21 protein-coding genes and 2 pseudogenes are annotated in these 17,088 nt (G+C 39.2%); 4 read left to right on the top strand and 19 right to left on the bottom strand.

Annotated features, from left to right (window positions below):
* Positions 1–197: 197 nt before the first annotated feature.
* Positions 198–1,607: a LysM peptidoglycan-binding domain-containing protein gene (locus A6755_RS06045; protein WP_244889637.1), complete on the top strand. Its 1,410-nt coding sequence runs from the start codon at positions 198–200 to the stop codon at positions 1,605–1,607.
* A gap of 24 nt (positions 1,608–1,631) precedes the next feature.
* Here the strand turns inward: A6755_RS06045 and A6755_RS06040 are convergent, their stop codons facing one another.
* The 9 genes from A6755_RS06040 to A6755_RS06000 form a co-directional block, all read right to left on the bottom strand.
* Complete coding sequence (locus tag A6755_RS06040; RefSeq protein ID WP_063590091.1) at positions 1,632–2,528, bottom strand: DMT family transporter; 897 nt, start codon at positions 2,526–2,528, stop codon at positions 1,632–1,634.
* Between the two features lie 43 nt (positions 2,529–2,571).
* Complete coding sequence (locus A6755_RS26935) at positions 2,572–2,718, bottom strand: hypothetical protein (RefSeq protein WP_174878700.1); 147 nt, start codon at positions 2,716–2,718, stop codon at positions 2,572–2,574.
* A gap of 73 nt (positions 2,719–2,791) precedes the next feature.
* A complete protein-coding gene (locus tag A6755_RS06035; protein WP_054399555.1) occupies positions 2,792–2,995 on the bottom strand; it encodes a zinc ribbon domain-containing protein in 204 nt (67 codons plus the stop codon).
* Positions 2,996–3,426: 431 nt separating this feature from the next.
* Complete coding sequence (locus A6755_RS06025) at positions 3,427–3,969, bottom strand: hypothetical protein (RefSeq protein ID WP_063590089.1); 543 nt, start codon at positions 3,967–3,969, stop codon at positions 3,427–3,429.
* A gap of 370 nt (positions 3,970–4,339) precedes the next feature.
* A complete protein-coding gene (locus A6755_RS06020) occupies positions 4,340–5,293 on the bottom strand; it encodes an ABC transporter permease (RefSeq protein WP_174878699.1) in 954 nt (317 codons plus the stop codon).
* On the bottom strand, positions 5,293–6,225 hold the full coding sequence (locus A6755_RS06015) for an ABC transporter ATP-binding protein (protein ID WP_034304310.1): 933 nt from the start codon (positions 6,223–6,225) through the stop codon (positions 5,293–5,295). The genes A6755_RS06020 and A6755_RS06015 overlap by 1 nt, the downstream gene beginning before the upstream one ends.
* Positions 6,226–6,490: 265 nt before the next feature.
* Positions 6,491–6,724 (bottom strand): hypothetical protein, encoded by a 234-nt coding sequence (locus A6755_RS06010; protein WP_053536344.1) that lies wholly within the window; start codon positions 6,722–6,724, stop codon positions 6,491–6,493.
* A 49-nt stretch (positions 6,725–6,773) separates the two neighbouring features.
* Positions 6,774–7,268, bottom strand: coding sequence for a GNAT family N-acetyltransferase (locus A6755_RS06005; RefSeq protein ID WP_063590087.1), 495 nt, complete (start codon positions 7,266–7,268; stop codon positions 6,774–6,776).
* Between the two features lie 113 nt (positions 7,269–7,381).
* Entirely contained in the window at positions 7,382–8,035 is a 654-nt protein-coding gene (locus A6755_RS06000) for an HAD family hydrolase (RefSeq protein ID WP_063590086.1), read from the bottom strand.
* 290 nt (positions 8,036–8,325) lie between these two features.
* Between A6755_RS06000 and A6755_RS27890 the strand changes: the two genes are divergently transcribed.
* Positions 8,326–9,123: a peptidoglycan-binding protein gene (locus A6755_RS27890; RefSeq protein ID WP_063590085.1), complete on the top strand. Its 798-nt coding sequence runs from the start codon at positions 8,326–8,328 to the stop codon at positions 9,121–9,123.
* An 84-nt stretch (positions 9,124–9,207) separates the two neighbouring features.
* Here A6755_RS27890 and A6755_RS05990 read toward each other — a convergent pair whose 3' ends face one another.
* From A6755_RS05990 to A6755_RS05975, 4 genes are all read right to left on the bottom strand, one after another.
* A complete protein-coding gene (locus tag A6755_RS05990) occupies positions 9,208–9,741 on the bottom strand; it encodes a GNAT family N-acetyltransferase (protein WP_063590084.1) in 534 nt (177 codons plus the stop codon).
* An 11-nt stretch (positions 9,742–9,752) separates the two neighbouring features.
* Entirely contained in the window at positions 9,753–10,757 is a 1,005-nt protein-coding gene (locus tag A6755_RS05985; protein WP_063590083.1) for a phosphotransferase enzyme family protein, read from the bottom strand.
* 419 nt (positions 10,758–11,176) lie between these two features.
* Complete coding sequence (locus A6755_RS05980) at positions 11,177–11,371, bottom strand: hypothetical protein (RefSeq protein WP_063590082.1); 195 nt, start codon at positions 11,369–11,371, stop codon at positions 11,177–11,179.
* Between the two features lie 63 nt (positions 11,372–11,434).
* A complete protein-coding gene (locus tag A6755_RS05975; RefSeq protein ID WP_063590081.1) occupies positions 11,435–11,698 on the bottom strand; it encodes a hypothetical protein in 264 nt (87 codons plus the stop codon).
* A gap of 469 nt (positions 11,699–12,167) precedes the next feature.
* Here A6755_RS05975 and A6755_RS25885 point away from each other — a divergent pair.
* Positions 12,168–12,398 (top strand): annotated as a pseudogene (locus A6755_RS25885) (SDR family oxidoreductase); the annotation flags it as partial.
* A 3-nt stretch (positions 12,399–12,401) separates the two neighbouring features.
* On the opposite strand, the gene A6755_RS05970 reads toward A6755_RS25885, so the two are convergent.
* The 6 genes and pseudogenes from A6755_RS05970 to A6755_RS05945 all read right to left on the bottom strand — a co-directional run bounded on the left by A6755_RS05970 (position 12,402) and on the right by A6755_RS05945 (position 16,125).
* Positions 12,402–12,821 (bottom strand): VOC family protein, encoded by a 420-nt coding sequence (locus tag A6755_RS05970; RefSeq protein ID WP_095679082.1) that lies wholly within the window; start codon positions 12,819–12,821, stop codon positions 12,402–12,404.
* Positions 12,811–13,186 (bottom strand): annotated as a pseudogene (locus A6755_RS05965) (DMT family transporter); the annotation flags it as partial. The gene A6755_RS05970 and the pseudogene A6755_RS05965, both read right to left, overlap by 11 nt.
* 97 nt (positions 13,187–13,283) lie before the next feature.
* Entirely contained in the window at positions 13,284–13,781 is a 498-nt protein-coding gene (locus A6755_RS05960; protein ID WP_063590079.1) for an SRPBCC family protein, read from the bottom strand.
* Positions 13,782–13,797: 16 nt separating this feature from the next.
* Entirely contained in the window at positions 13,798–14,115 is a 318-nt protein-coding gene (locus A6755_RS05955) for a hypothetical protein (protein WP_063590078.1), read from the bottom strand.
* 70 nt (positions 14,116–14,185) lie between these two features.
* Positions 14,186–14,830 (bottom strand): Type 1 glutamine amidotransferase-like domain-containing protein, encoded by a 645-nt coding sequence (locus A6755_RS05950; protein ID WP_063590077.1) that lies wholly within the window; start codon positions 14,828–14,830, stop codon positions 14,186–14,188.
* Between the two features lie 92 nt (positions 14,831–14,922).
* Positions 14,923–16,125, bottom strand: a complete 1,203-nt coding sequence (locus A6755_RS05945) for a macrolide family glycosyltransferase (protein ID WP_063590076.1) — start codon at positions 16,123–16,125, stop codon at positions 14,923–14,925.
* 289 nt (positions 16,126–16,414) lie between these two features.
* On the opposite strand from A6755_RS05945, the gene A6755_RS05940 reads away from it, so the two are divergent.
* Positions 16,415–16,990 (top strand): pyridoxamine 5'-phosphate oxidase family protein, encoded by a 576-nt coding sequence (locus tag A6755_RS05940; RefSeq protein ID WP_063590075.1) that lies wholly within the window; start codon positions 16,415–16,417, stop codon positions 16,988–16,990.
* Positions 16,991–17,088 lie beyond the last annotated feature (98 nt).

Raw genomic sequence — 17,088 nt, 5'->3', positions numbered from 1 at the left:
ATGCCTTTCCACAATGTACCTCTATTTATATGGCTATTCTCCATAGTAAACTAGTAAAGTTAAATTTTACAAAGGGGAATAAAATCATTGTGAAAAAATTCTTTGGATGTTTTATTATGTTAAGCCTTCTTTGTATGTGTCTCTTTCCAACCAGTGGTCATTCATCAAGTAAAACCCAATCCATAGGTTTTGTTAAAGTGGACAATACAAAAGTTTTTAGTTCTCCTAAATTAGGTTCCACTCTATTAAAGACCTTAAAAAAGGGTGAAGAGTTTCCCATCATTTCTTCTTCCGTTGGGGATTCCGCGGGGCCCATCATTCATAAAGTGAAGTCTGGAAACACACTATGGAAAATAGCAAATCAATATGGTGTTTCAGTAAGTGAGCTGCAAAAAGTAAATAAATTAACCTCTTCCGAAATAACTGTTGGCCAAAACCTGAAGATTCCCCAGAAATATAAGATTCATAAGGTTGTATCAGGCGATACATTGTGGAAGATCTCTAATAAATACAAGGTAACCACAAATGATTTGACGAAATTAAATAACTTACGCACGGTTACCCTTAAAGTGGGCCAAAAATTGAAGGTTCCGGATTATTACTGCCAGGTTCAATTGCTTGGCGGAAAAAAGGGCTGGATAAAGAAATCCCAGCTTCAAAATAAGGCGCAAAACCGTATCGTCATGGGCTGGAAGCATAACGGATCGAAAGAAAACTATACCCAGCAACTTAAACACCCCAATTTGAATGTAGTATCTCCCCGTTCTTATACGCTGACGGATACCGGTAATTACGTTTCCGTTTCTGTAGATACAAAATACATCCAAGCTGCACATAAACAAGGAAAACAAGTTTGGCAGCTTATCGGGAATAAATTTGACCCTGTGTTAACGGGTTCTGTACTAGGCAATACAAAAAAACGCCAAAAATTAGTTTCAGCTTTACGCGATTCACTTGTTAAAACGAAAAGTGATGGAATAAATGTAGATTTTGAAAACATCGATCCAAAAAATAAGAAGGACTTTGTACTTTTCATAGGCGAACTGAAAAAGGCACTAAAACCGCATGGAATTATAGTGTCTGTGGATGTCACCCGAGAAAATGAAGACCCTTATTGGTCAAAAAGCCTAGATAGGAAAGCACTTGGCAAAATAGCGGACTATATAATCATAATGGGGTATGACGAGCATTGGGGAGGGAGCCCGGTAGCCGGGTCCGTTTCCTCGTTACCTTGGATCAAAGAAGGAACCAAGCTTTTAATGAAAGAAGTACCTGCTCATAAGATTATATTGGCTGTACCATTTTATACGAGAGAATGGGAAACCGATTTGTCGACCAAAAAAGTGAAAAGTCATGACCGTACCATGGCTGAGGTCAACAAAATCATTTCAACTCAAAAACTTAAAAAGGTATGGGATAAACAGACGCAACAAAATTACGTGGTGTATACTTCCAAAGGGAAAAAGCATCAAATTTGGATAGAAGATAAAAAATCGATGAAGCTCCGTATGGACCTGGTTAAACAAAATCATCTTGGCGGTGCAGCTGCTTGGTACATTGGATCAGAAACCCCTGACATTTGGGATGTCTATCATTTTAATCAATAGGTACATGCTTAAAGGAAAAAGGCCTCACATTGTGTGCGGCCTTTTCTGCATGACATCATTTTCAGTCGGTCCAGTCGTTTTAAGTGAATAGACCACCCCAATAAATATCAAGGAAATACCAAGAATTTGAATCCCGTCCGGTTTAAATCCTGAAAGCAGAATATCCAAAAGGATGGCAACTGCCGGATCGACAAAAATCATGAAAGATACTACATTTGTAGGCAAATGGCGAATACTATTAAAAAACAGCAAATACACGACACCTGTATGGATGATGCCGGTAAGCACCGTATAAAACCATTCGGAAGATTTTAACGTTGTATATACGGAATAATCGACAAAAGGAATCAGTAATAGAAATCCAATGAACATTTGCAGAAATGTGGTCGCATATACACTGGTCTTTGTAATGCTCTTTCCTAAAAGCATGGTTGCCGCATAGAAAAAGGCAGCAATGATCCCATACATGATGCCCTCCCATTCAGGAGATGATGATCGAAATCCATCTGTTCCCATAATGAGTAATGTGCCAATGAAGCAAAGGGAAATGGCCAAGATGGAGAATACATTCATTTTCTCCCTAAAAATGAGGCTCCCTATAATGAGTACAAGGATCGGCGCTAAATGATAAAGCGAAATGGCGATTGTCACCGATATCAGCTCAAAAGATTTAAAGAGGAATATCCAGTTCAACAAGTTGGCCACCGCGCAGAAAATGATGAGCATTACCTCCCTGCCATTCCATATTTCGTTCTTGAAATGTCCGGTAATCATCCAGGCTGCACATAAGAATACGGCAGCACAAATACAGCGAACAAAAACCAATTCCAATGCAGGAAGTCCTGATAGTTCCGAAAAGAAACCGACAGAACCAAAGATTGTCATGGCTAGAGACAGTTGAAGAAGTGCTATTTTATTCATTTAATTTCCCCTCATGAAATTTCCATTTTTTACATTTATACTATCATTTCTTGGGCATGCCGTCACGAGTAATGATATTCGCCCACATTTGTTCCGGAATACTTAATGTACACCTGCTATCGCGCGGCAAGGTCGTCATGATCTCGTCTTCCCTGCCTTCCATTATTTTGGCGGCCCAGTCCGGTTCCATCAGCAATTCCCTTCCTAAAATAAAAAAAAGAATCCCCTTTTCATGTAAAAGGGGATTCTTGTCGTGCCGATGGTCATCCCAAGAATAGATCCAGCAGATTACTTCCTGAAGATGATTGCCTATTATAAAACTCCGAATAACCGCACTGCTTGCAATACACAACCGTAAATTGATTATTCTGGACATCGAACATTTTTGACAAGCCTGTTCCTGTCATGGCTACATCCTTCTTGGCAGCATCATTGCTTCCGCATTTCATACAACCCTTTTCGCTCATGATCCTTCATCTCCCAAATTTATTAAAATGATAAAAGCTCATAAATACCGGAGCTTCCCGGCACCGTTCATACTTACATATACGGATAACGTGGATAAATGGTTTCGGAATTCATGCAAAAATATGTAAATTCCAATGAGTACTGTTTTATTGGCTGCCTTTTTTATTACGGTTAGACTTAATGGTAGGCAAAGCATTATACACACTAATTGCAAAATAATAGATTAAAATCATATGCATAGCATCTCTTATAGGAACGGGGGTATCATCAAGCTTAAAAGTAGCAAATAATGCATATACCCCAACAAAAGTGATCGGATAAATGATGTAATGATAGATGAAATTTTTTATGAACATATTATTTTATCGCATCGCTTACTTATTTACTTAAACGGCCAAAATCGATAATCGGGGACGCTGGTGAAAAATCATTAAATGACATCTGCATCATCCAATCGTATTTCTGCGACCCTTCCTCCTGGTACACACCAGAATTCCAAGGTAATATTTCGTTTATGGTCAATGTATCCGATAATATCGGCTCCCTGTTCATAACTTTTATAATAATGATCTCCGTACTTCGAAAGTACGTCCGCTTTCTTACTTCCTAATTTAATGCCTTTGCTTGTTTGAAGGGAGTTTTCAAATTGGTCATCGTCCGTACTTGAAATGATCAACCGCATGATTTTTCCTTTATCCTCGTCTGTATTGATAGAGGCCGTTTTCAACCCGCCCTTCCAATAATAATAATCATAAGCCTTATTATTATCTTGATCGATGGGTTCTCCATATTCCCTAATGAATTCCGGACTCGATATGTTATCCAACACTTTAAATCCCCCGATAGATTCATCAGACAAATCTGTTGATTTTGTCAATTTTTGAGAGAATGCCGAGTACACATAGAACCCTAACACTATTCCAATAATTGTAAATACAATGACTAACTTTCGTTTATAATGCATTTTCCCCATCTTTAAATCTGCTCCATCTCTATCAGATTATTTCCGCTAAGTCCGCAATTAACCAGTGTATTGTTCATATGTACATGGAGCTACTGACTAGCAAACTGGTAGGAACTGATCCCCATTACAATCACTACGCCAGCAACTGTCTATTGTGCTATCATCATGCCCATTGGAAATAAAGAAAATCCTATAAGTCCAATTAATAGAACCTTGTTTTCATTCATTTTACACCCCTAAAGCCAACTGAATATCCTCATATTATCTTATACGGATAATTTTGGATAAAGGTTTCACTTTATGTCAGATTCTAAGCAGCAACATTCCTGTTGCATAAGAAAAACCGAAATCAGCCACTGATTTCGGTTTTTCGCTCTATTTAATTAGTGATATCCTTTTTCTGGAAGAATAAGAAAGTTAGCGCTAAAAAGATAAGATAATAGATTCCCAGTACACCCATCGAGAATCCAAGTGTAGCTCCATCGAACATGTCTATCGTTCCGGAAATATAGCCCCTTAAATCGAGATGGGGGAATAGGACGAATTTTAACCACTCGTATTTTCCGATGAATGATTGAATGACCATATTTAATGTCGAAGAGGCAAATAGGATGAAAATGGATATACCTACTGCAAGTGCTTGGTTTTTAAATAATGTGCTTAACATGAAAGCGATGGTCGTGATGACCAGGAAACCTGGTATCCAGTACACGATCATGTCCACGAAATATTCGCCGACTACCACCGGACTGAATTCGAAAGATGCAGGATCCATGATTTTGTCTGAATACGAACCATTGCCAAAGAATATGATTCCGATTAGATAACTGAATATAAGCAGGCTCGCAAGTAGTAACGCTGCAAATAACAAGGAAGTAATATATTTGGAAAGAAGGATCTTCCAACGTTTATAAGGCCTGATCAACAGTTGTTTAATGGTACCATCGGAAAATTCCGAGGAAACGAGCGAGCTGCAAACAATGACGACGAATAAAGTGACAAATGATGTTAATGTTGTAGTCCATTCAGCCATATAGGTCCAATTCGTGTTTAAGTCAGGGTTTATATTATCAGCCAACAGTTGCTTGTTGTAATTAATGTCTTCCATGATGGCGGCTTTTTCTTCTTCACTGATTTCCTTAGCTTCCAAAGCCTTTTCCTGTTCTTGGATATCAGCGTTTAACTCTTGCTTCCAATCTTTATTCGTTTCGTCAGGACTTAGTTTATAATCGATGACCGCAGCCCCTAATGCTGCCAATAATAGAAAAGCGATGAATATATAAGTTGATACTTTTGAAAAGATTTTCATCCATTCATTTTTTACTAAGGACATCATACAGACTCCCTCATTTCCTGCTCAGTGATTTCGAAGAATTTATCTTCCAGCGATTTTCTGGTTATGCCAATTTCAAAGACATCCAGATCATTTGCATTAAAACTCCTGTTTATATGGGCCGTTTGTTCTTTGGTGGCCGATACGGAGATTTTCTTCGCTCCATTTTTTAGGATCGTGATATCCGCAAACTGTTCTTGAAGGATTTTTTTAGCTAGCTTCCCATCACTGACGGTGAATGACACTTCATTGATCGTTTCGGTTTTTTCATCAACAATATGTTCTTTCGTATGGATCAGTTTTCCCTTTTCGATAACGGCAAAACTATCACACATCAATTGCATTTCCGATAGTAAATGTGATGAAATCAATATCCCGACGCCTTCACTTGCCAGTACTTTCAAATAATCACGAAACTCGCGAATCCCTTGCGGATCCAAGCCGTTCGTCGGTTCATCAAAAATCAATAACGACGGTTTATGTAAAATGGCCTGTGCCACGCCAAGGCGCTGGCGCATTCCCAATGAATAGGTTTTAACCTTCTTATCGATGGCATGATCCAGTTTGACAAGCTTAATGACCTCTTCTATTCTCTCATTGGATATGTCATTGGATGACATCCGGGCATAATGCAGGATATTCTTTCTGCCTGTCATATATTTATAGAACTCCGGATTTTCAACAATGGCCCCCAATTCATGCATTGCACCTTCGAAATCATGATCGAGGTCACTGCCATTGATCATGACCGTACCGCCCGTACGATTGATGAGACCTGTGATCATACGGATGATCGTGGTCTTACCAGCACCATTGGGACCAAGTAAACCAAATATTTCATTGCTTTTTATTTCAAAGCTAACATTGTCTACGATGGTTGCTTTTCCAATTTTTTTAGTTAAGGATTGAACCTTAAGAACCGCTTCAGACATATAATACCTTCCTTTTTTATGAATTTCCAAAATCACACAAATTCAACATTACCATATTATGCATATTATTACTATACTGATATTCTTCTAATTGGGTATATTGAACCAATGCCTCCGCCGGCGTCAACTTCCCGCCCCCATTATCCTAAACACTGCCTTCACTTTTTTTCTTCGAAATAGCAACAACTCCTATAGATCGTTACCATTTTATACGATTTCGTAAGGAGAAAGTTTCAGGATTATTTTATCTAATAAGGAAAATTCACTATAATTTAAACAATATATAGGTAAATCCGATAGAAATAGCCAGACCCAATGCAAATAGAAGGATTTTTCTAAAAATGGAAGGTAAGAGCTTATATATCATCATTAAAATTACATCGATGAAATTCGTTGGTATGCCGATCTCTTTGATCTCTTTCTTTTTGCCAAATATGGCGAACCACATTATAAAAAGACCGCATAAAATAAAAATGATGGAAAAAATCTTATATCCCATTGAATGTCACCCGTTTCCTCATAGGCTAAACGATATTGTTATTATTATCTTAACTTTCAAGTTTCAAAATGAATTCTTCAACCTCTTTGCCTCTTGCATGGGAATATCCTTTGTCCTCATCGCATCTTTCAAATCCGCATTTTTCCAGCACCCGGATGGATGCAAAATTATCCTTGGCTGCGCGGGCATAAAGAGGGCGGATTTTTATTTCCGGCAAAAAATGGAGCAATGCACATGTAGCGATCCCTTTACCCCAAAATTGCTTCCCGATCCAATAACTCACTTCCGGGTTACCAAACTGTTCAAACTTGAGAATGCTGCCTGCCACACACCCGTTGCAGAGTATGGTCATTTTTTGAATATCACGGTTCGATAAGATGTTCTTCCAGTGTGTCAAAAAAGCCGCCTTGTCTGATGGATCCTTTGATGTGAAAGCAGCCATATAGTTTGCGGCAGGATCCAATCGCTGCTCGAAAAAGATAGGAAGATCACTCTCCTTGACCTCCCGCAGCCGGACTCCTTCGTCATTCGTTTGCAATCCCATAAACTCATCCCCCACACCAAAATATAACATTCATTAAAACTGGAAAAACCGAAGACTCTGCCATCTTCGGCGCGGTTTCATTCTTTCATCTTACTATAATTACCGTTGAACTGTTATTGCTCAATATGCTTGATAACGTCAGACAAGCTCTTATCCGCCATGGATCGGAGGCGTAAATGATGGTTTTCAAAAGCTAAAGCTTCCGTCACGGGATTTGGTACGATTACACACTTTAACCCAGCAGTCAGGGCCGCTTGAAGCCCATTTAACGAATCTTCAAATGCTGCGGCTTCTGTAGGCTGAATGCCTAGGACTTCAATTGCCTTTACATACAAATCAGGCGCTGGTTTAACTTTATCAACATCATCCCCTGTAATCATAACTTCAAAATAGTGTAACAGTCCGAGTTCCCCCAAATGATGAGTGACCCACTCTTTTGTCGAGCTTGAAGCGAGGGCGATTGTATATCCATTTCTCTTTGCTTCTTCTAGATAATCCTTCACACCTTCACGTGCCTGTGCTGTTTTCATCTTTACTTCATGGAGGCTTTTTGCTCTGGATTCAATTTCTTCAATATTACACCTTTCCCCCAGCTGATCTTTGAAGTACTGATTTAGCTCAGTGTTATCGGTTCCGATACATGTAACAAAATGTTCGAGAGGCAAATCAGATTCATAAAAAGCCATCGTTTCTTTATAGGCCTCATACCAAACCGTTTCCGTGTCTAAAATTAAGCCATCAAAGTCAAAAATAACTGCCTTAATCATATGATTTCCTCCTTCAACCTTGCAATAGGATTTCTATTAACTTAAACGTACATGAATGAATGCCCCTGTTCAACAAAACGGTTCCGTTAGTTTCATATGAAACTTGATTTTTTCCCATAATTCGACAATTAATAAGGATATGGTAACCCGATGTCCGCCTCATTTCTTTTCTTTCTGTTACATGTTTTAACAATTACTTAGTGCCTTCGCGGTGTTTTTCCTTAACTGCGCCTAAAAGAGTGATAGTTTAACGAATTGTTTAATTGCAGGAAACAACGAGGAGGATAAACATGAAGAAAATTTTATTAACGATCCTAACGGCTTCTGTATTCATTCTAGGAGTTTGCATGCCAACTAAAGGCGAAGCCGCAGCTTTGGATCGCACACTTTCATTTGGAATGAGTAATAGTGATGTTAAAGAATTACAAGAATTATTACTGACAAAAGGGGTTTTTCCCTATCATGAAGCAACAGGTTACTACGGACCGATTACAAAGGAATCCGTAAAGAAGTTTCAGGAAAAATCAGGGCTGAAAGTCGATGGAATATCAGGAACACAAACGAATAAGAAAATACAGACACTGAAAAGCGGGGATATGGGAAGACCTGTAGCTGAACTGCAAAGGCTATTGAAAGCTTGGGGTGTTTACTCATCAACGGTCGATGGCATTTATGGAACAGGTACAAAACAAGCAGTCATGAACTTTCAAAAGCAAAAGGGATTATCCGCTGACGGTATAGCCGGTGCACGGACCTTCAGTAAATTACAAGAAAGAGCCAGTTCAGCAAGCTCAGCCGTTAAAGAACTGACGGTTACAAGTACAGCTTATACAGCAAGCTGCGAAGGATGTTCAGGCACTACAAGAATGGGTGTCGATTTAGAAAAATATGATGATGCCAAACTGATAGCAGTCGATCCGAACGTGATTCCGCTAGGCTCCATCGTGGAAGTCGAAGGCTACGGACAAGCCATCGCTGCAGACACGGGCGGTGCGATCAAAGGAAACAGAATCGATGTATTCATCGCAAAAGAAGCGGATGCTTTAACGTGGGGAAGAAAGCAAGTGAAGGTAAGAGTAATTAGATAATGCATAACGTTTTACTATAAAAATAGATACATAACCAAACCGCAAAGAGCATGTATGGAATCCATTCATGCTCTTTCGGTCTGTTTAAACCAATTTGTACATGATAATGTCATCAACGTATTCACTTTCGCTCATCTTGAATTCTTTGATTTTACGGCCTTCTTCAACAAACCCCAGCCGTTTATACAATGATATTGCCCGATGATTTGTTGAAAAAACTCCTAAACTCACCTTTTCAATCAACGGATTGGCTTCTGCCCAATCCAATAACGCCTCAATAAGCTCTTTTCCCATTCCCATCCCTCTGAAATCTTTTCTGATCATCACCCCAAATGAGCCCTTGTGGGACATTCTCTTCCTATTTTCCGATTGAAAGGCAATCCATCCAACCACTTCATCATTCATTTCGGCCACGATGATGGTCTCCCGCTCATTTTCCAATAACCTTCGTAGCCAATCTCGTTGCTGTTCAGGTGTTTTATTGAACTCCTCCGATACGGCAATAAAATACTCGCCTTCGGAAATAACGGAATTCTGTACATCCAAAACCGCTTCCGCATCTTCCAATACACCAGTCCGGATCTTATATGCAAGCCGATTATTTTTCATTCCTGGCATTCCAATCCCCCTTAATGAACCATGTTCGGATCGAAGTGAACAATAGTCCGGCCTTCCATGATTCTTTGTTCAATTTTTTGAACGGTATTGGATAATGAACGATCCGCATTCTTCAAATCATACTTTTTATGGAAAAAGTTATATAACGTTAAATCCCTTAGCTTTAAAAATAGAGGAATCGTTTCGTATTCCACAGGTGCCAGGATATTTTCCGTCTCATACCCTTTTATGAATTCCCTCATGAACTTGGCAGCATATTCATCGAGCCCTTTTATCCCTTCACGTTCCAAACTCCACATCAGATAGTACAGAGGGATCGCCAAATCGCTGGCAAACCAGTGATAAGAACAGTCATCAAAGTCAAAAACATGAATCCTCCCCTCATGATAATGGAAATTGCCATTATGTATATCAGAATGAATCAAGCCAAAATTATCTTGATGAACGGGAAGGTCATTTAAATGCTTGTTGATTATTTCTTGTTGGCGGATCACTTGCTCCGGTACATCGGATTGATAGAGCTGGACATTCAATAATTCCTCTTCGAACCAATCCAGCCGTTTATATTTCGCTTCAGGCTTATAGCTTTTTGTTTGTTTATGCATTTGGCCAATGGTTCTTCCCCATTCAAAAAATAAAGGTCCATCGAAATTTTCATCAGTGACTTTCATCCTAACACCAGGAGCTTTTTCAAACAGGCAACAATAAAATTCCGTACCATCCGAGCCCTTTACAATTTCAACTAAATTCTTTTCCATCGAAAAGAGAACTTTAGGAATCTCACTCCCATTATTCTGTAAATGCTCAATCCACTTTAACTCCGCAAGCACTTGATCTCTTGTACGATGTGATTGATGGGTCATTCTTAAGATATATGGTGTCCCATCCCTGTAAACCTCAAAAACGTAGTTCTCTGCATCTCCAAGTTTAACCGGATTCCCAGCATTCACTTGGAAAAAATCCCCAGCCAATTTCACCAATTCATTAGAAAAAATTCGTTCTACCGCTGCTTCCATGATCTTCACTCCCATTGCCAACTTTATTAATTAAAACGATTTATACTATGCTTTATACGATACTAAGATGCCATTTCCCTTTATTTGTATATTATAAATCTGAAAAGTAAAGATATGTTCTTTTGCATAATCATTTATTAACGGCTCCTTCGTCTTTCTCAAAGGCTGTTTTCACATACTCTGTTGCTATTTACCAAGTAGTGAGGTGTGGTTGATTTCCCCTCCAGATGCTCGCTTTCCGCGGGGCGGGCGGTGAGCCCCCTCGGCGTAAACGCCTGTGGGGGCTCACCTGTACCGCCGCTCCCGCAGGAGTCTCGCACTTCCGCTCCAATCAACCTTAGATAGTTTCGTTTTAAAAACAACAACCTTTACGAAAAGAGCCTTCTCAAAAAAAAAACGCCCTATAGGGGCGTCCAAAATCAAGTTTCTTTTTCTTCTTCATTCGCTATTTTATTGAACTTCAAGATTGTTTCTTCGATTACCGGATTATTGAATTCCTCTTGGATGGCTGATTGTACAAATTTATCTTCACCATTCATTTTATCCCACTCATTAACTCTGTAATCTGGATCCCGACGATTTGTTTGACCGTTTTGTTCCTCATGATTTGACAACTATCTTCACCTCTTAACCATAGTAGAGTTCGAACCAGTCATAAGCAGAAAGAATATATCTTTTTAATAATCATCCTTGATTGAAATGGGTGAACCCGTTGAGGTATGTTGATTAACCCAGTCGAGCGATACTTTTGAAACGGCATCCCATTCAGGTATTTGGGCTTTATGTTGTTCCACCCAGCTCATGCAATATTGCGGGTCAATATTGCTTTCTTCAGATTTTGCCAAAAATGACTGAATTGTGGCTTCCGTACAATTTTCCCATGATCCACATGTATCCTGCCAAATATGTTCCATTTTCATTTGGATATTTTCGTTAGCCATTGGGTTTCCTCCTTAATTAAATGTTAGTTATTGATATCTTCATTAAGTATGTCCAAGGCTAAATAAATCATTACAAAAATTTGGGTTTTTCAGCGAAAGAATGAATTTACAGTCGTAAAAATGATGAATAAACTGATTACGATAAACAAAACCCGCCAAAACCAATAACTGCTTACGAAAGGAAAATCATTGCCTTCTTCAATCTCCTTTACACCTTTATACAGCCAATTGACCAGTTTTGGAGCATTTCCAGTGAGTTTGGGGCTATTATGCGTATATTGGGGCATATACTCGTGAATTTTTCACGCTTTTATTTGTCGAATCGGCGTTTACTCGTGAGTTTTAGCCATTTACTCGTGAGTTTCACGCTTTTACTCGTGAGTTTAGCCGATTTACTCGTGAATTTCAGCGTTTTACTCGTGAGTTTCACGCTTTCCCCATAGAATGGCACAAAAAAAAGCTGAATGCTTGGACTCCGCTGATCGCGGCGACGTTCGACGAACAATCCGTTGCCGGGTTCGGCACAGAGGCACCGCTTGGCCGCCCTGGGCAGCCGGCAGATCATGCGGGCGCCTATGTGCTGCTAGCATCTGATGAAGGTGCTTATATAACAGGACAGTGCATTCACATCAATGGCGGGATCACGAATAAACCCAAAACGACCGAAAAGCATGGTGCTTTTCGGTCGTTTCCTTTGTGAAATTTAATTTCCTATGCCGGGCGAATTCATCAATACAATTCTCCAACCATCCGGATCTTCAATGGTAACACCTGATTTTTCCCAATATGGATTCTCCGGAGAAACCGGTTCATAGCCCATACCTTTCAACCTATTCGTGATTTCCTCAATGGTTTTACGTTCAGGAATATAAAAGACAAGCAGATTATCTTTTGATGGGGCAGGACAAGGACTGCCATCTTTATGTTGAGTAAACTCCAGATGATAGCTGGAATCCGGAAGTCCGATCATGATGCCGTCATATCCTTCGTGCCCTTCGAAAGAACCGATTTTTTTCAATCCTAATCCTTCACAATAGAAGTTTACTACCTTTTTTAGTTGATCAGTAGGACGTGCAACCCGGATCTGCGCTACTTTCATTTCAGTTGGCCATTTACTTTCCATTGTCCCATCCCTCTCTGTAAATCGAATTACATTTCTCTTTCAAATTACTTTTACCAATATTCATGCCAAAACCTAATGCAATCGCCGCACTTAATCAACTGAAAAGACAGCCAGCTCCCAAGAAAATGGTTGGATCTGATTCACCAATCATCACTGAAGCTATACCTCCAATTGCCGGAAAAAGGGCAACCATGTATCCACTTTTCGCCCCCACCTATCTTTTCTACAAGCTTGAGGTAAAATAGCCAAGCTCCAAAGGAAGCGAATATAGTTAAATAGAACAAAGCAGATAAATATGTAATGGATGTCGGTATAGTGACTGCTTGTCCTTGGTTGAACACAATGGCCGCCAAAAGAATTCCTCCTGCTGCGTTCCAGCTGATTTCTTCAATCCATTCCAATCTTCAGGGTTAGGGATGCGATTCCGATTCCCTTTTGTCTAAAAACTGCGGCCAACGACTATTAGCCTTTATAGCTGACTTGTCCAGTTTCAACCAATTCTTTCAGTCCCATAAACATTAAATTCCAGCCGTGTTCAGATCCATCGTGATACTCTCCGAGTGCTTTTTCGATATCGGATTGTGTCCAATTATCTTCATGAGGAACGGTGATGTTTTGTAAAAATGTCATTTCACAGCCCTTTTGAAGTTCTTTCAGCTCAACTGTAATTGTATCTGCCGCTTCATTGAATTGCGGCATTTTAAAAGTGAACACTAATTTATTGGGACGGTCCATTTCAAGGTACTCCCCTATCGCCCGATAATCTTTTCCATCGCGATGATCAATAATCTCCCAAGTTCCTCCCACTTGAGGATCATTTCGTGCCACTTTATTTGTCCCCTCCAATGTAAAAAGCCATTTTCTCATCATCCCGGGGTTCAACCATGCATCAAATACCCTTTCAGGCATTACATCAAAATTTCTACTCATCTTTAAAGTGGTTGTCGAGTATTTTTCCATTTTCATACTCCTTATATCATTTTTGTATACTTTTCAATTCCTCTTTTGAGACAGCACGCCAACCGTGTGCTTCCAGTTTCTCCAAATAAGTTTCCATCCTGATTTCCTCGATTTCGATCGCAAGCGGGTGCAGGGATACCAAACATTCATTCGAAGCATAATTTATGGTAACCTTTACAACCTCATATCCATTATGAAATCGTGGATCGAACCCGGGATCATCGATTATATCCCCTGTAACAGGACGAATATCAGATTCAAATGTTTTCATCACTAACCTATTCTTTTCTTGTTCTTTTATTGATGTAATGAAGATCATTAAATTTACTTTCATTGCAGTCTCCTTTTCTCTATCCTTAACTTCCTGCGACCTTGCTCCAATTGGGATAAAGCGCCTGCCTGTTTTATAAGACTTTGGAATTCACTATTTTCTTTTTCATATATTGAAAGGAATAGATATCATTTATACCTTTATATAGTTCCCCGTTCTTGGAGAAAACTGCACTTCCATTTGGTATTGCATATATCTTTCGTTCATTTGATAGGGGAAATAATTCTCCATCTATATTATCCTCGTAATGGACCTCAACGCTAAACCCCACTAATCCTAAGCCCTTGATCACTATCGTTTCTGGACAGTCTTTATCTTTTGTGATTATGCAATCATGGCCGAAAGCTAATGAACCCGCACTATATCCAATGATTAAACCTTGAAAGTTTTTGATAATTGCGGTAAGTCCTTTTTCTTCAATTACATGGATTAACCTTTCTGGCTTTCCACCTATAAAATAAAGAATATCATGTTCCATTATAGACTTTTTCATTTCTTTGCCTGAAAGGTCTTCATTTAATAATTCAATACTTACATTCTCCATGATTGAAAAGGCTTGTGTAATACTTGCCATCCAACTTTCATACCTGGAATTGTCGGTTGCAAAAGGGATTATTAAAATCCTAGCTTCAGGTTTAATCATTTTTGAAAGTTCCAGGAACACTTCAACTAATTCATTATTCGTGTGACTTCCCCTACCAATTAAACAAATTTCCATATAAGTCCCCCATTTTATTTTTCTATGTAAAAAGGACAATACCTTTTTAGGTCAACGCTCTTCATGCCCAAAGAGTATCATAAGAAAAAGTTTTAAATATCGTATTGTCTTTTAAATTCAAAAATCTCATCAACAGCTTGGTGATATCCACCCGATTTTTGAAAGGATTCTTTTAATTTTGAAACAGTTTTATGGAAGGTTGGGTCGTTTAACACATGATCTGCGGCCTCACGCAGCTGATTTGCAGTCAAGCTTTGCATTTGTAATGTAATACCGGCTCCGATACTGGCAACTTGCCCTGCAATCATCGGCTGATCCGCGCTTTGAGGGATGACAATTAGCGGAACTCCATGGTAGAGACCCTCATTGGTACTATTCATTCCGCCATGTGTGATAAATAATTTAGTGTATTTTAGCACGTCCGTTTGTGGAACGTATTTTTTCACAATGAAGTTTTTGGGGATCTCTCCTAATTCAATTAGCGGGGTTTGTTGACCGACCGACATGACCACCGTGTGATCGCTTTTTCCAAATGCTTCAAAACAAAGCTTATAAAAATCAAGAGACCGGTTAAAAACTGTCCCAAGCGAAATGTAAAGGGGATTTTTTCCTTTGATATCAGCAAGGTCAAAGTTATCCTGCTTTATTCGTGAAGAGATGGACGGACCTACAAATTTGTAAGCTTGGTCGAATGCTTCTTTAAAAGGTTGAAACTCCCTAGTTGTATAAACGATTGAAAGTGGTGCAGGATTACAAAAAACTTCGTAAGCAGAATGGATCTCCACATCATATTTTTCCTTCACCATTGCGGTCAGTCTTTGAAATTCATCGTGTATAGGTTTACCTATTTCTGGAGGGATTTCTTTAGAAAGCTGTTCCAGCATTTTATCGAATGTTGCTTTTGTCTGTGCAAAAGAAGTACAAGAATTGATTGCGGGAAGCTTAAGGATTTGGGCAAGCATACGTCCACAGCCAAACATGGAATCATGGATGATGTAATCGAAATGCTCTCCTTTGATCTGTTCAAGCACGCTAGGTATGACGATATCTACCGTATGTAAAAGACCATTGATTCTTTCGAGTAAATAATTTCTTCCCCCTGAGAGAAAAGCTTCTATAAATTTTTCACCTTCAATTGTTCGTACAGTAGCTCCCGTCCTCTCTATACGTTCCCGAAAAGACTCTATCGTAAAGTACACTACCTCTTCTCCACGCGAAATAAGCTCCTGCACAACTCCAATAGTTGGATTGATATGTCCTTCTGATCCAGCATTAATAAATAAAACACGTGCCATTCTACCACTCCTTAAATGATTCTGTAAGAGTACGGTCACTCTCCCATACTCTTCCAAATTCAAACAATATAAATTTATCATAGTACAATACTGGAAAATCTCAAATTCTTAATCACCCTTGTAATCTAAAATTAATATCGTTCATAAAGGTCAGCCGGATTCTCAAAGGGAAAATGAGCGCTGTATGCAGCTATCGCTTTTTTCATCAGGGCAGTATAGCTGAAAAAGGTAATCCACTCATTAATAGAGAACTTATATTTTAAAATGGATTTCTTTGGAGGGAATAATGATGGCAAAGTATTTTCCGGAAATGTTGGCTGAGCATCAAAACTTCATAAAGAAACAGCATTTGTTTTTTATTGCAACGGCACCTTTGGATGCGGCGGGGCATGTAAACCTTTCTCCAAAAGGGTATGATACCCTTCGCATCCTATCATCTACCGAAATTGCGTATTTGGATCTAACCGGGAGTGGTAACGAAACAAGCGGACATATTAATGAAAATGCCCGGATCACCTTTATGTTTTGTGCATTTGAAGGTCCGCCGATGATCTTGCGCTTATATGGTTCAGGCAAGGTGATTCTGCCTGAAACAGAAGAATGGGATCGGATGATAGGTCATTTTGAAATGATGCCCGGTGCAAGACAAATCATTTTAGCCAAAATTCATAAAGTCCAAACCTCTTGCGGATATAGTGTCCCCTTCATGACCTACTCCAATGAACGTGAAACATTGAATCGGTCCAACATGAAAAAGGATGAAGCTGAACTGGAAAATTATTTGCGTGAAAAGAATTCCTCCACGATTGATGGCATTCTGACACCATTAGGGAAAAAATTATCGAATGACTCTAAAACCACCTAAAATTCTGCTTGTCACGTACAAACATATAAAGGAGTTAAAAAAGGTATGATGCAAGTGGATTTTAGTTATAGTTCCGGTTGGGATTATGATTCCTTTCA

Origin of the sequence: Peribacillus frigoritolerans, assembly GCF_001636405.1 — a bacterium.
Classification (GTDB): Bacteria; Bacillota; Bacilli; order Bacillales; family DSM-1321; genus Peribacillus; species Peribacillus frigoritolerans.
Note: the sequence above shows the minus strand (reverse complement) of the source record. Positions and strands in the feature narration are given on the sequence as shown.

Excerpts from the sequence above, each read along its gene's own strand:
- A6755_RS06040 (WP_063590091.1), bottom strand. The coding sequence starts at position 2,528 with ATGAATAAAATAGCACTTCTTCAACTGTCTCTAGCCATGACAATCTTT.
- A6755_RS26935 (WP_174878700.1), bottom strand. The coding sequence starts at position 2,718 with ATGGAACCGGACTGGGCCGCCAAAATAATGGAAGGCAGGGAAGACGAG.
- A6755_RS06035 (WP_054399555.1), bottom strand. The coding sequence starts at position 2,995 with ATGAGCGAAAAGGGTTGTATGAAATGCGGAAGCAATGATGCTGCCAAG.
- A6755_RS06025 (WP_063590089.1), bottom strand. The coding sequence starts at position 3,969 with ATGGGGAAAATGCATTATAAACGAAAGTTAGTCATTGTATTTACAATT.
- A6755_RS06020 (WP_174878699.1), bottom strand. The coding sequence starts at position 5,293 with ATGTCCTTAGTAAAAAATGAATGGATGAAAATCTTTTCAAAAGTATCA.
- A6755_RS06015 (WP_034304310.1), bottom strand. The coding sequence starts at position 6,225 with ATGTCTGAAGCGGTTCTTAAGGTTCAATCCTTAACTAAAAAAATTGGA.
- A6755_RS06010 (WP_053536344.1), bottom strand. The coding sequence starts at position 6,724 with ATGGGATATAAGATTTTTTCCATCATTTTTATTTTATGCGGTCTTTTT.
- A6755_RS06005 (WP_063590087.1), bottom strand. The coding sequence starts at position 7,268 with ATGGGATTGCAAACGAATGACGAAGGAGTCCGGCTGCGGGAGGTCAAG.
- A6755_RS06000 (WP_063590086.1), bottom strand. The coding sequence starts at position 8,035 with ATGATTAAGGCAGTTATTTTTGACTTTGATGGCTTAATTTTAGACACG.
- A6755_RS27890 (WP_063590085.1), top strand. The coding sequence starts at position 8,326 with ATGAAGAAAATTTTATTAACGATCCTAACGGCTTCTGTATTCATTCTA.
- A6755_RS05990 (WP_063590084.1), bottom strand. The coding sequence starts at position 9,741 with ATGCCAGGAATGAAAAATAATCGGCTTGCATATAAGATCCGGACTGGT.
- A6755_RS05985 (WP_063590083.1), bottom strand. The coding sequence starts at position 10,757 with ATGGAAGCAGCGGTAGAACGAATTTTTTCTAATGAATTGGTGAAATTG.
- A6755_RS05975 (WP_063590081.1), bottom strand. The coding sequence starts at position 11,698 with ATGGCTAACGAAAATATCCAAATGAAAATGGAACATATTTGGCAGGAT.
- A6755_RS05970 (WP_095679082.1), bottom strand. The coding sequence starts at position 12,821 with ATGGAAAGTAAATGGCCAACTGAAATGAAAGTAGCGCAGATCCGGGTT.
- A6755_RS05960 (WP_063590079.1), bottom strand. The coding sequence starts at position 13,781 with ATGGAAAAATACTCGACAACCACTTTAAAGATGAGTAGAAATTTTGAT.
- A6755_RS05955 (WP_063590078.1), bottom strand. The coding sequence starts at position 14,115 with ATGAAAGTAAATTTAATGATCTTCATTACATCAATAAAAGAACAAGAA.
- A6755_RS05950 (WP_063590077.1), bottom strand. The coding sequence starts at position 14,830 with ATGGAAATTTGTTTAATTGGTAGGGGAAGTCACACGAATAATGAATTA.
- A6755_RS05945 (WP_063590076.1), bottom strand. The coding sequence starts at position 16,125 with ATGGCACGTGTTTTATTTATTAATGCTGGATCAGAAGGACATATCAAT.
- A6755_RS05940 (WP_063590075.1), top strand. The coding sequence starts at position 16,415 with ATGGCAAAGTATTTTCCGGAAATGTTGGCTGAGCATCAAAACTTCATA.